The following is an 11,849-nucleotide window of genomic DNA, read 5'->3' as shown; positions in this document are numbered from 1 at the left end:
CTGCGCGTGAGCGATACCGACAGTTTCATTGAAGAAGTCACCGAAGAAGTGCGCCGCGATCGTTTGTTCGCGATGATGAAGAAATATGGCTGGATCGCGGTTCTGGCCGTGGTGCTGATCGTGGGCGGTGCGGCTTATAACGAATGGCGCAAGGCGCAGACAGCGGCGGCGGCGCAGCAGTTGGGTGACGAAATCGTCGCCGCGCTTGAGGCCGAAGACGCCAATGCCCGCTCTGCCGCGCTGCAAGGTATTCAGGCGGATGATCCCGCAGCTCAGGCCGTTCTGGCGATGCTGAGTTCTTCGGAACTGGCCGAGGCGGGGGACGGCGCAGGTGCGCTGGCGCTGCTGGATGGTGTGGCCTCGAACGGGGACGTGCCGCAGATCTATCGTCAGGTGGCGTCGTTTAAATCGCTGCTGATCGAAGGTGACGCGCTTAGCGTCGCTGACCGTCGCACCCGTCTGGAAGGGATCGCGCAAACCGTCCCCGCACTGCGCCTTGCTGCACAAGAGCAGCTGGCGCTGTTAGACATTGATGCCGGCCAGACCGACGCCGCGATCGAGCGGCTGCAGCGTATCCTTGCCGATGCCGAGGTCACGCAGGACTTGCGTCGCCGCGCGTCTCAGTTGATTGTGGCGCTGGGTGGCCAGGTGCAACCGGCACAGCAGTCGGGCAACTAAGCCCCCTGCGCCGGACCGTGATGTGCCCGGCGCCAGTAAGAAAGGTGAGGGCAGGCCCCGTGAAGACAAGCGTTCTATTTCTCGGCGTAGCGGGATTGGCAGTTTTGGCCGGTTGTGCTGAAAAAGAAGAGATCCTGGTCGGCAAACGTGAAAGCATCTATTCGGTGCTCAGCTCGGGTGTCGAGCCTGCCTCGGCTATCGCAGAAAACAAATCCCAGTCGATCCGGCTGCCTTCGCAAAAGGCCAATGCCGAATGGACCCATGGCGCGGGCTCGCCGCAGTATCGCACCGCGCATCCCGCTTTGGGCGCAGCACCGACCCTGGTCTGGAGCGCACCAATTGGCGCCGGGGACAGCAAGCGGAACCGGATCGTGGCCGATCCCGTGGTGGCTGGTGGGCGAATCTTTACCCTTGATGCCCACGCGACCGTTGCTGCGACCTCTACCGCGGGCGCAGCTGTCTGGAGCACCGATCTGACCCCGCCTCGTGACAGCGCTCAGGACGCAACCGGCGGCGGGTTGGCCTATGGCGATGGCAAACTGTTCGTCAGCTCGGGCTTTGGCCTGCTGACCGCCCTGGACCCCGCGACGGGTCAGCTGCTGTGGCAACAGGACCTGCTGGCCAGCGGTTCCGGCGCGCCGACCTATTACAAGGGTCTGGTCTATGTCACCAGCGGGGACGATACCGGCTGGGCGATCGAGGCCGACACCGGCCGCGTGCGCTGGCAGTTGGGTGCCTTGCCCGACACCGGCAATATCCTGGGCGCCCCGGCGCCTGCAGTGAACAACAAGTTCGTGATCTTCGGCTATGGCGATGGCGAGGTGCAGGCCGCTTTCCGCAAGGGCGGTATGCGGCAGTGGGTCTCGCAACTGGCCGGCAGCCAGCGTGACCGTGCGCTGACCCGCCTGAATGACATCACCGGCGAACCCGTGATCGAGGGCAAATCCGTATATGTCGGCTCGAATGCGGGTCGGATGGTTGCCTTGGATCTGGATACGGGCGAGCGTAAATGGACCGCCAAACAGGGCGCCATCGGCACCATGTGGCCGGTGGGCGGCTCGGTCTTTGCGATCAACCTGCAAAACCAGCTGATGCGCCTGAATGCGCGCGATGGCAGCGCGATCTGGTCCGTGCAACTGCCCAATTACGTCAAATACACCCAGCGCAAGGCCTCTGAGGTTTATGCCAATTACGGGCCCGTCGTTGCCGGTGGGCGCGTTATCGTTGCCACCAATGACGGGCTGCTGCGCTTTTTTGATCCCACCGATGGTCAGCAGGTCTATCAGACCGAAGTGCCCGGCGGTGCCAGCACCAGCGCGGTGGTGGCAGGGCGCACGCTTTACGTGGTGTCCTCGAAGGGCGAATTGCACGCTTTCCGTTGACTTCAGATTGGTGTAACAGGGCGCCTTGATCCGTATCGGAGCCTGAGACAATGAGTTTCACCCTAGCCATTGTGGGCCGCCCAAACGTGGGCAAGTCCACGCTGTTCAACCGTCTGGTCGGCAAGCGCCTTGCGCTGGTCGATGACCAACCCGGCGTGACCCGCGACCTGCGCGAGGGCGAGGCACGCCTTGGCGATCTGCGCTTTACCGTGATCGATACGGCGGGGCTTGAGGAAGCCACCGACGACAGTCTTCAGGGCCGGATGCGCCGCTTGACCGAACGCGCCGTTGACATGGCCGATGTGTGCCTGTTCATGCTGGACGCCCGCGTCGGTGTGACCCCCACGGACGAGATGTTCGCCGAGATTCTGCGCAAACGCTCGAAACACGTGATTTTGGCCGCGAACAAGGCCGAGGGTCGCGCGGCCGATGCTGGCGTGATCGAGGCTTACAGCCTGGGTCTGGGCGAGCCGCTGCGTATGTCCGGCGAACATGGCGAGGGCCTCAGTGAATTGCTGAGCGAACTGATGCCCCTGGCCGAAGAGCACGAAAAACAGGCCGAGGAATACCGCCCCACAGTCAACGTCACCCTGCACGAGGATGATGAAGAGGGCTATACTATGCCCGTTCCGACGCGGGAAAAGCCCCTGCAAGTCGCGGTGATCGGCCGTCCCAATGCGGGTAAATCCACCCTGATCAACAAGATCCTGGGCGAAGACCGCCTGCTGACCGGCCCCGAGGCGGGGATCACCCGTGACGCCATTTCTCTGACCATCGACTGGAACGGTCTGCCCGTGCGCATGTGGGACACCGCGGGCATGCGCAAACGCGCCAAGGTTCAGGAAAAGTTGGAAAAACTCTCGGTCTCGGACGGGCTGCGCGCGGTGAAATTCGCCGAAGTTGTGGTCATCCTGCTGGACGCGGCGATTCCTTTCGAACAACAGGATTTGCGGATCGCCGATCTTGCCGAACGCGAAGGGCGCGCTGTCGTCGTGGCCGTGAACAAGTGGGACGTCGAGGACGAAAAGCAGGAAAAACTGCGCGACCTGAAGGAAAGCTTTGAACGCCTTCTGCCGCAGCTGCGGGGCGCGCCGTTGGTGACCGTTTCCGCGAAAACAGGCCGCGGCCTGGAACGCCTGCGCACGGCGATCGAACGCGCCTACGAAACCTGGAACCGTCGTATCCCTACAGCCCAGCTGAACCGCTGGCTGGCGGGCATGATTGAACAGCACCCGCCGCCAGCCCCCGCGGGCCGGCGGATCAAGCTGCGCTACATGACGCAAGCCAAAACCCGCCCGCCCGGGTTTGTGGTGATGTGTTCCCTGCCAGACAAAATGCCCGAAAGCTATTCACGTTACCTGGTGAACGGGTTGCGCGAGGATTTCGATATGCCCGGCACGCCCATCCGGCTGACTATGCGCGGGCAGGGCAACAAGAACCCCTATAAGGGCAAGCGCGAGAAAAACTCGGGCGCCCTGCGCAAACATTTGGGCAAAGCCCCAAAAGGGCGGTAGGCGCATAAAAGAGAAGGAGGGGGCCTGCCCCCTCTTGGCCTCTGGCCAATTCACCCCCGGAGTATTTCAAGAGCAAAGAAAATGTGCGCAGTCGGGTGCGGCTTGTCCCCGCCCGAGGCCGAAGCCGCAGGCGAAGGACGAGATATCGTGGGCGCCGTAGGCGCTCTTTTGGATTATGACAAAGAGCCGTCCGCTGCGAGGGTGGTTTTCCCGCCCAGATAGGGATGCAGCGCCTCGGGCAGGGTGATCGAGCCATCCTCGTTCTGACCATTCTCCAACACAGCGATCAACGCACGGCCCACGGCCAGGCCCGATCCGTTCAGCGTGTGCACGAATTGTGGCTTGCCACCCTCGGCGGCTTTGAAGCGCGCATTCATCCGGCGTGCCTGGAAATCCCCGCAGACCGAGACCGAGCTGATCTCGCGATAGGTGTTCTGACCGGGCAGCCAGACCTCGATATCGTGGGTTTTCGTGGCGCCAAAGCCCATGTCCCCGGTGCACAGCACAACGGTGCGATAGGGCAGGCCCAGTTTTTCCAGGATACCTTCGGCGCAGCGGGTCATGCGGTCGTGCTCCTCCAGAGACTTGTCCGGGTGGGTGATCGAGACCATTTCCACCTTTTCGAACTGGTGCTGGCGCAGCATGCCTGCGGTGTCACGTCCGGCGCTGCCTGCTTCGGAGCGGAAGCATTGCGTGTGGGCCACGTAGCGGCGGGGCAGGTAGCCCTCTTCGATGGTCACCCCGTTGACAATATTGGTCAGGGTCACTTCGGCCGTCGGCACCAGCCACCAGCCTTCACGGGTCTGATAGCTGTCTTCGCCGAACTTCGGCAGCTGCCCGGTGCCCAGCATCATTTCCTCGCGAACCAGAACGGGGGTCCAGGTTTCGGTCAGGCCGTTTTCCTCGACATGGGTGTTCAGCATGAACTGGGCCAGCGCGCGGTGGATGCGGGCGACACCTGCCGACAGCACCACAAAGCGCGATCCGCTGAGTTTCGCGGCCGTTTCGAAATCCATCCCCGGTTTCACGCCGTCCAGTTCGAAATGTTCCTTGGGCTGGAAATCGAAGGTTTTGGGCGTGCCCCAGCGGCGGATTTCCACGTTATCCTCTTCGTCCGCGCCTTGGGGCACGTCCTCCAGGGGAGTGTTGGGCAGGGTCATCAGCAAGTCGGTCAGCTGCTGGTCCAGTTCCTTGGCTTCGGTCTGCATGGCGGCGACCTCGGCTTTTTTCTCGGCGACCAGCGCGCGCAGGCGTTCGAATTCGGCCTCGTTCCCGCTGGCCTTGGCGGCGCCCACTTCTTTGGCGGCTTTTTTTTGATCGGCCTGCGCGGTTTCCGAGGACAGGATCTTGGCGCGGCGGGCCTCGTCCAGTTGCAGGATCTCGGACGACATCGGCGCAGCCCCGCGGCGGGCAAGGGCCGCGTCAAAGGCGGCAGGGTTTTCGCGGATGGCACGGATGTCATGCATGGGTCTGCTCCGGGTGTTGAGTCGTGTCTGTGCGCGTTATTACGGATTTTTGGGCGGTTGGAAACCGATCTTGGCCTGCCAGGCGCGCCAGGCGGTTTCGAAGTCGTCCCAGTCCAGCATTTTCTTGGGCCAATGGGCGGGCCAATCGGGGTGATCGGGGCCATGGCCACCGGGAAGAGTGGTGGAACCGTCGCCGAACATAGTATGGAGCTGATCTATGGTTATGGTAGAGTCGGTAAAATCCACCGCAACACAGGAAGAGGCCGAAAAATTGGCTTCCTGTGTTGCGGTGGATTTGTCAAACTTCACGCCCCCGAGGTACGCCCCCTGCAACTCCGCGCCCCCGAGGTACGCCCCCTGCAATTGTGCATTCATCAGAATCGCATCCGTTAGGTCCCTAAAGCTAAGATCAAGGGAATGGAACGGGGCGCGTTCGAGGCCAAGGCGATAGCCGTTCCCATTGTTATAGGCTTTTTCAATCGCTTTGCGGCTGTCATCGCGGCGTTCAATGATTTTCAGGGCGACGTCCACGTCCAATGGCAGATGCGTGCGGTTCGCCACTCCCCATGCTCTCCAGCCTTCTTCTGGCTCCTCGTCTGGCAGGGCGGGGCTGTGGCGGTCGGCGTTGTTGCGGATATAGGCGCAGAGGATTTCCATGACATTCACGTGGTCGCGATCACTGTCCTGGCTGATGCGTTCCAGCGCATAGAGCGCGCCGATGCGGACCTCGAGGTTGGGTTCGGTTTGATCGACTCCGTCGCGTTTTACTGTTTTCTCGGCCCCCAGCCCCTCGACCGCCTTGTTGATACGGTCGGTGATGTGGCCTTGTTCGGTGACGTCCACCTGTTTTTGGGCAACAAAGCTGCGCCAGATCAGAAATGGCACGCCGAATACCGCACCCGTGGCGAGACCGTAGTTGCGTATATCCTCGGCAGGGTTGGTGCCAATGGGCAGGAAGATTGATTTGACAAGCCAGCCAAAGACGCCAAAACCGATGGCAACCAAAAGCAGGACAGCTGCCGAAAATAGAAAGCCGATCACATGGCCCACGAATTTCGGAGCGGTCGCATAATCAGGCTTGGTGTTTATCCCAATCCAGTCCCAGAAATCCGGTCTTCCATTTTTAGACATGAGGCCCTCGTACACACTCTGGTCCCGCAACCATGCCGTGATTTTCGGGATGGGTAAACCCGTGGGTGTCGGGTGGGGCGGTTTGACTGTCGGGGCAGGGGCTTTGACGCCTTGCAAATGCCCGCTTGCGCACATAGGTTCCGTGCAAAATCCTGGGGCCGGTCTGGCTCCTCTCATGTATAAGGACCACCAACATGGACGCCATTGGCCAGTTTCTCCCGCTTATTCTGATCTTCGGGATCATGTATTTCCTGCTGATCCGCCCGCAGCAGAAAAAGATGAAAGAGCACCAGAACATGGTTGCTGCTCTGCGCAAGGGCGACCAGGTGGTCACCCAGGGTGGCGTGATCGGCAAAGTGGCGCATGTCAGCGATGATGAGCTGAAAGTCGAGATTGCCGAGGGCGTGAAAGTGCGCGTTGTGCGCTCGACCGTGACCCAGGTTCTGAGCAAGACCGAGCCGGCAGCAAACGCCTGATCCCGGTTTGTGGGCGCCCGTGCGGGGCGCCCCTTTTCGTTGTAACGATCCCTAGCGAAAGCAGTTCTCATGCTTCAGATTGATCTGTGGAAGCGCATCGTGATCTGGGCCGTTTGTGCCTTTGGATTGGTGATGGCGCTTCCGAATGCGTTCTACACGCGCGTGGAAACCCACAATGACGCCGTTGCCACGATCGAGTCCGGCGCAACCGCCGAAGGGCTGGATGCTCTGGTGGCTCAGTGGCCGGGTTTCCTGCCCTCGGGACTGGTCAATCTGGGGCTGGACCTGCGCGGCGGTGCACATTTGCTGGCCGAAGTTCGCGTGGCCGACGTTTATGCGGCCCGTCTGACGGCCATGTGGCCCGAGGTGCGCGATCTGCTGAAAAAAGAGCGTGACACGATTGGCACAATCCGCCTGCAACGCACCGAGGGTGCCGAACTGCGGGTGCGCCTGAACTCCAAGCCCGACATGGCTGAACGCGCGGCTGAACTGGTGCGTGGGCTGGCCCGCCCGGTGACCACGCTGACCGGGGCAGGGTCCTCGGATATCGAGGTCATGGTTGATGGCGCCGAGATTGTCGTGCGCCTGTCCGAAGCCGAGCAACTGGCCACCGATGATCGCACCGTTCGCCAGTCGCTGGAAATCATCCGTCGCCGGATCGACGAGGTCGGCACCCGAGAACCCACCATTCAGCGCCAGGGTGACACGCGGATCCTGATCCAGGTGCCGGGCATCGGCAGCGCCACCGAGTTGAAAGAAATCATCGGCACCACCGCGCAGTTGACCTTCCAACCCGTGGTGACGCGGACCTCGAACGCGGACATGCCTCCGGGTGCGGGTAACGAATTGCTGCCCTCGCTGGACGAAGAGGGGCTGTTTTACGTTCTGGAACAGGCCCCTGTCGTGACCGGCGAAGAACTGGTCGACGCGCAGCCCTCGTTCGATCAGAATGGCAGCCCCGCTGTGTCCTTCCGGTTCAACACCACTGGCGCGCGCAAGTTCGGAGATTACACGGCCGAAAATATCGGCAATCCCTTCGCCATCGTGCTGGACAAAGAGGTGATCAGCGCGCCGGTGATCCAGGCTCATATCGGCGGCGGTTCCGGCATCATCACCGGCAATTTCAGCGTCGAGGAATCGACCAATCTGGCGGTCCTGCTGCGTGCAGGTGCATTGCCTGCCGGTCTGGATTTCCTGGAAGAGCGGACAATCGGCCCCGAACTGGGCGCTGACAGTATCGAGGCGGGCAAGATCGCCTGCCTGGTCGCCTTTGGGGCCGTGCTGGTGTTCATGGTGCTCAGCTATGGTCTGTTTGGCGTTTTTGCCAATATCGCCCTGCTGATCAACGTGGCGCTGATCTTTGGAGCGCTCAGCCTGATCGGGGGCACGCTGACACTGCCGGGTATCGCGGGCATCGTGCTGACCATCGGTATGGCGGTGGACGCCAACGTGCTGGTGTTTGAACGCATCCGCGAAGAGCTGCGCACGGCCAAGGGGCCGGCCCGCGCGATCGAGCTGGGCTATGACCGCGCGCTTTCGGCCATTGTCGATGCCAACATCACCACGTTCATCATCTCGGTGATCCTGTTCCTGCTGGGCTCGGGCCCGGTGCGGGGCTTCTCGATCACGCTGGGGCTGGGGATCATCACCTCGGTCTTCACGGCGATCTTCGTGACGCGTCTTCTGATCGTCATGTGGTTTGAACGCCGCCGTCCGAAAACCCTGGAGGTCTGATATGCGCCTGCGACTATTCCGCGAAGTCCCGAACTTCGACTTTTTCCGCCTTCGCAACCTGACCATGGGTCTGTCCGCTGTTGCGATGGTTCTGTCCCTGGCCAGCTGGCTGTTTATCGGGCTGAACTTCGGCATCGATTTCCGCGGTGGTACCACCATTCGGACCGAATCCACGGCATCTGTGGATGTGGGCGCCTATCGCGACGCCCTGACCACGCTGAACCTGGGGGATGTGTCCATCACCGAGGTGTTCGATCCCACCTTCGGCCCCGAGAAGAACGTCTCGATGATCCGTATCCAGGCCCAGGAAGGTGAGGAAAGCGTTAGCCCCGAAACCATCCTGTTGATCGAAGAGGCGCTGCAAAGCGTCGATCCCTCGATCAGCTTTCCGTCTGTGGAATCGGTTGGCCCCAAGGTCTCGGGCGAGCTGATCTGGACCGCCGTTATGTCGCTGGCGGCGGCTGTGGCGGCGCTGTTGTTCTACATCTGGCTGCGTTTTGAATGGCAATTCTCGGTCGGTGCCGTGGCTGCGCTGATCCATGACGTGGTGTTGACCATCGGTGTTTTCTCGGTGTTCCAGATCCGGTTTGACCTGGCGACCATCGCGGCGCTGCTGACCATCGTGGGCTATTCGATCAACGACACCGTGGTGATCTTTGACCGTCTGCGCGAGAACCTGATCAAGTTCAAATCTACGCCGCTGACCGACCTGATGAACCGTACCGTGAACGAGACCCTCAGCCGGACGCTGATGACCTCGGGGACCACGCTGCTGGCGCTGATCGCGCTTCTGCTGCTGGGTGGGGACGTGATCCGGGGGTTTGTCTTTGCCATCACCTGGGGCGTTATCGTAGGCACCTATTCGTCTGTCTATGTCGCGAAAAATGTGGTGCTGATGCTGGGCGTGAAACGCGACTGGTCCAAGCCGGATAACAACCAGGGCAACCAGTTCTCCAACGTGGATGCCTGATCTGATCACGGCCATCCTGGCCCAAGAGGGGCTGGTCTGGCTGATCCTTGCAACGTTTATCGCAGGGGCCGTGCGAGGCTTTACCGGCTTTGGCACGGCCCTTGTGTATCTGCCCATCGCCGGGCTGTTCTTGCCACCGGTCTGGGCACTGACCACGCTGGTTGTGATGGACGTGCTGGGGCCGTTGCCGAACATGCCCGCCGCCTGGCGCACAGGCCGCCCGCGGGACGTGGGCCTGTTGTGGCTTGGGGCTGCGCTGGCGCTGCCGGTGGGGCTGATGGTTCTTTACGCCGTGGACCCGGACGTGTTCCGCTATGCCGTTTGCGTGGCCGCTTTGCTGGTGCCTGTGCTGCTGGCTTCGGGGCTGCGATACAGGGGCCAGCCGCGCGGGGCCATGCTGGCCGGCACCGGGGTGCTAAGCGGGTTTCTGGGCGGCGTTGCCGGGGTGCCGGGGCCTCCGGTGATCCTGCTGTATCTTGCCTCCAGCGGGCCGGCGCGGGTGATCCGGGCGAATATCATGATGTATCTTGTGGCGTTCGATGCCTCGCTTTTGGCGCTGTTTGGTGTGCAGGGGCGGCTTGAATGGGTGCCCATTTTGCTGGGGATCGGCCTTGCGTTACCGAATCTGCTGGGCAATCTGGCCGGGGCCGCTATGTTCCGGCCCGACAGGCAGGGAATGTACCGCATTGCCGGTTACAGCGTGACCATGGCCGCGGCGGTGCTGGGCCTGCCGCTTTGGGACTAAATCAAAGGAGGCGCCGGAATGGAGCTGAACGAGATTACCTATACCGACGCGGTGCCCTTTGACAGCTACGGGCCGGGGTTCTTTCGCGTGGCTGGTCACGTGATCGAGGGCCCGGCCTTGGTGACCCTGACCTCGGCGCGCAGCTGGGGCGGGTTTGAAGATCTGGCCGCGCTTGAGGCATTGGCCGGTGAAGTGGACGTGATTTTCCTTGGGATGGGCCCCGAGATCGCTCATGCCCCGGCAGCCCTGCGCACCCGCATCGAAACGCTGGGGATCGGGCTGGAGGTCATGGCCAGCCCCGCAGCCTGCCGCACCTATAACGTCCTCGCCTCGGAAGGGCGCCGGATCGCAGCGGCAGTGATGCCGGTTTGACGTGACGCACGGGTGCGAAAATATCCACGGATGGCCGCGCTTTTGGTTTTCGCAACGCCGCCAATCAGGTAGGACAACTGCATGGAGTTGAACGTTTCTGATCTGGCCGTCGCGCGTGGCGGTGTTCCGGTGCTTGAAGGGGTTTCCTTCCGCGTCAAAGCGGGCGAAGCCTTGGTGCTGCGCGGGCCCAATGGCTGCGGCAAGACCACGCTGTTGCGCACCATCGCCGGTCTGCAGCCCGCCTTGGCCGGTGAAATCGGTCTGGAGCGCGAGGCAATGGCCTATGCCGCCCATGCCGACGGGCTGAAGGCCGTGCTGACGGTGCGCGAGAACCTGCAATTCTGGGCGGATGTCTTTGGCACCGAAACAATCGAGCCGGCGCTGAAAGCGTTTGATCTGCATGGGCTGATTGACCGGCCAGCTGGATCCTTGTCTGCAGGGCAAAAGCGCCGTCTGGGACTGGCGCGTATGGTGGTAACAGGCCGGCCTGTCTGGGTGCTGGACGAGCCGACCGTGTCGCTGGATGTCTCAGCCGTTGCGATGTTTGCCGATGCGGTGCGGGCGCATTTGCGGGGCGGTGGGCTGGCGCTGCTGGCGACGCATATTGATCTGGGTCTGGACGAGGCGCGCGTGCTGGACGTGGCGCCCTTCAAGGCCAAGGCGCCCGCTTTGGATGACTTTGACGGAGCTTTCTTGTGATAGCGCTTTTGATCCGTGACATGCGGCTGGCGATCCGCGCGGGTGGGGGCTTTGGCCTTGGCTTGGCGTTTTTCCTGATCGTGGTGGTGCTGGTGCCTTTTGGCGTCGGGCCGCAATCGGCGCTGCTGGCCAAGATCGCCTCGGGGATCTTGTGGCTGGGGGCGCTGCTGGCCTGCCTTTTGTCGCTGGACCGCATCTTTGCGCTGGATTGGGAGGACGGATCGCTGGATCTGCTGGCCACGGCACCTGTACCGCTTGAGGCCGCAGTGTCGATCAAGGCACTGGCCCATTGGCTGACCACAGGGCTGCCACTGGTGATTGCGGCGCCGGTCTTTGGCGTCCTGCTGAACCTGCCCGCGCCGGGATATGGCCCGCTGGTGATCTCTTTGCTGCTGGGCACCCCGGCGCTGAGCGTGATCGGTACCTTTGGCGCGGCCCTGACCGTCGGGATCAAGCGCGGCGGTCTGCTGCTAAGCCTGCTGGTGCTGCCGCTTTATGTGCCAACCCTGATTTTCGGGGCCGAAGTTGCGCGGCGCGGCGCGGAAACGATGGACTATGCCACGCCGTTGTTGATGCTGGCCGGGATTACCTGCGGCGCTATCGCGCTTTTGCCTTTTGCCTCGGCTGCGGTACTGAGGGTGAACCTACGCTAACGCGGATGTGAGTTGCGTCCGCGCCACGA

The 11,849-nt window shown here is 62.1% G+C and carries 12 protein-coding genes; 10 read left to right on the top strand and 2 right to left on the bottom strand.

The annotated features are described in order from the left end of the window. Positions 1 to 6 precede the first annotated feature (6 nt). From ACOQOQ_RS14140 to der, 3 genes are all read left to right on the top strand, one after another. Complete coding sequence (locus tag ACOQOQ_RS14140) at positions 7 to 678, top strand: hypothetical protein (protein WP_420567631.1); 672 nt, start codon at positions 7 to 9, stop codon at positions 676 to 678. Positions 679 to 773: 95 nt separating this feature from the next. After that, complete coding sequence (locus ACOQOQ_RS14135) at positions 774 to 2,060, top strand: PQQ-binding-like beta-propeller repeat protein (RefSeq protein WP_420567630.1); 1,287 nt, start codon at positions 774 to 776, stop codon at positions 2,058 to 2,060. A gap of 50 nt (positions 2,061 to 2,110) precedes the next feature. Then, positions 2,111 to 3,574, top strand: a complete 1,464-nt coding sequence (gene der, locus ACOQOQ_RS14130; RefSeq protein WP_420567629.1) for a ribosome biogenesis GTPase Der — start codon at positions 2,111 to 2,113, stop codon at positions 3,572 to 3,574. A 173-nt stretch (positions 3,575 to 3,747) separates the two neighbouring features. On the opposite strand, the gene serS is transcribed toward der, so the two are convergent. Then, entirely contained in the window at positions 3,748 to 5,040 is a 1,293-nt protein-coding gene (gene serS, locus ACOQOQ_RS14125) for a serine--tRNA ligase (protein ID WP_420567628.1), read from the bottom strand. Positions 5,041 to 5,079: 39 nt separating this feature from the next. Continuing rightward, positions 5,080 to 6,288 carry a pentapeptide repeat-containing protein gene (locus ACOQOQ_RS14120; RefSeq protein ID WP_420567627.1) on the bottom strand — a complete coding sequence of 403 codons (1,209 nt, stop codon included), beginning with the start codon at positions 6,286 to 6,288 and terminating at the stop codon, positions 5,080 to 5,082. A 77-nt stretch (positions 6,289 to 6,365) separates the two neighbouring features. On the opposite strand from ACOQOQ_RS14120, the gene yajC reads away from it, so the two are divergent. The 7 genes from yajC to ccmB all read left to right on the top strand — a co-directional run bounded on the left by yajC (position 6,366) and on the right by ccmB (position 11,820). After that, positions 6,366 to 6,647, top strand: coding sequence for a preprotein translocase subunit YajC (gene yajC, locus ACOQOQ_RS14115; protein ID WP_420567626.1), 282 nt, complete (start codon positions 6,366 to 6,368; stop codon positions 6,645 to 6,647). Positions 6,648 to 6,716: 69 nt separating this feature from the next. Further along, positions 6,717 to 8,381 (top strand): protein translocase subunit SecD, encoded by a 1,665-nt coding sequence (secD, locus tag ACOQOQ_RS14110; RefSeq protein ID WP_420567625.1) that lies wholly within the window; start codon positions 6,717 to 6,719, stop codon positions 8,379 to 8,381. A gap of 1 nt (position 8,382) precedes the next feature. Beyond that, entirely contained in the window at positions 8,383 to 9,351 is a 969-nt protein-coding gene (gene secF / locus ACOQOQ_RS14105) for a protein translocase subunit SecF (protein ID WP_420567624.1), read from the top strand. After that, a complete protein-coding gene (locus tag ACOQOQ_RS14100) occupies positions 9,344 to 10,096 on the top strand; it encodes a sulfite exporter TauE/SafE family protein (protein WP_420567623.1) in 753 nt (250 codons plus the stop codon). The genes secF and ACOQOQ_RS14100 overlap by 8 nt, the downstream gene beginning before the upstream one ends. An 18-nt stretch (positions 10,097 to 10,114) precedes the next feature. Continuing rightward, entirely contained in the window at positions 10,115 to 10,468 is a 354-nt protein-coding gene (locus ACOQOQ_RS14095; protein ID WP_420567622.1) for an Mth938-like domain-containing protein, read from the top strand. An 81-nt stretch (positions 10,469 to 10,549) separates the two neighbouring features. Beyond that, entirely contained in the window at positions 10,550 to 11,167 is a 618-nt protein-coding gene (gene ccmA, locus ACOQOQ_RS14090) for a heme ABC exporter ATP-binding protein CcmA (RefSeq protein ID WP_420567621.1), read from the top strand. Continuing rightward, positions 11,164 to 11,820 carry a heme exporter protein CcmB gene (gene ccmB / locus ACOQOQ_RS14085; RefSeq protein WP_420567620.1) on the top strand — a complete coding sequence of 219 codons (657 nt, stop codon included), beginning with the start codon at positions 11,164 to 11,166 and terminating at the stop codon, positions 11,818 to 11,820. Before ccmA ends, ccmB begins: the two co-directional genes overlap by 4 nt. Positions 11,821 to 11,849: the final 29 nt, after the last annotated feature.

The sequence above is a fragment of the Thalassovita sp. genome (assembly GCF_965218685.1).
GTDB lineage: Bacteria > Pseudomonadota > Alphaproteobacteria > Rhodobacterales > Rhodobacteraceae > Thalassobius.
The sequence above is the reverse complement of the archived record's forward strand: the minus strand, read 5'-3'. Positions and strand labels throughout refer to the sequence as shown.

What these genes read in the sequence shown, in the direction of transcription:
- yajC (WP_420567626.1), top strand. Translation starts at nt 6,366, where the DNA reads ATGGACGCCATTGGCCAGTTTCTCCCGCTTATTCTGATCTTCGGGATC.
- der (WP_420567629.1), top strand. Translation starts at nt 2,111, where the DNA reads ATGAGTTTCACCCTAGCCATTGTGGGCCGCCCAAACGTGGGCAAGTCC.
- serS (WP_420567628.1), bottom strand. Translation starts at nt 5,040, where the DNA reads ATGCATGACATCCGTGCCATCCGCGAAAACCCTGCCGCCTTTGACGCG.
- secD (WP_420567625.1), top strand. Translation starts at nt 6,717, where the DNA reads ATGCTTCAGATTGATCTGTGGAAGCGCATCGTGATCTGGGCCGTTTGT.
- secF (WP_420567624.1), top strand. Translation starts at nt 8,383, where the DNA reads ATGCGCCTGCGACTATTCCGCGAAGTCCCGAACTTCGACTTTTTCCGC.
- ACOQOQ_RS14100 (WP_420567623.1), top strand. Translation starts at nt 9,344, where the DNA reads ATGCCTGATCTGATCACGGCCATCCTGGCCCAAGAGGGGCTGGTCTGG.
- ccmA (WP_420567621.1), top strand. Translation starts at nt 10,550, where the DNA reads ATGGAGTTGAACGTTTCTGATCTGGCCGTCGCGCGTGGCGGTGTTCCG.
- ACOQOQ_RS14095 (WP_420567622.1), top strand. Translation starts at nt 10,115, where the DNA reads ATGGAGCTGAACGAGATTACCTATACCGACGCGGTGCCCTTTGACAGC.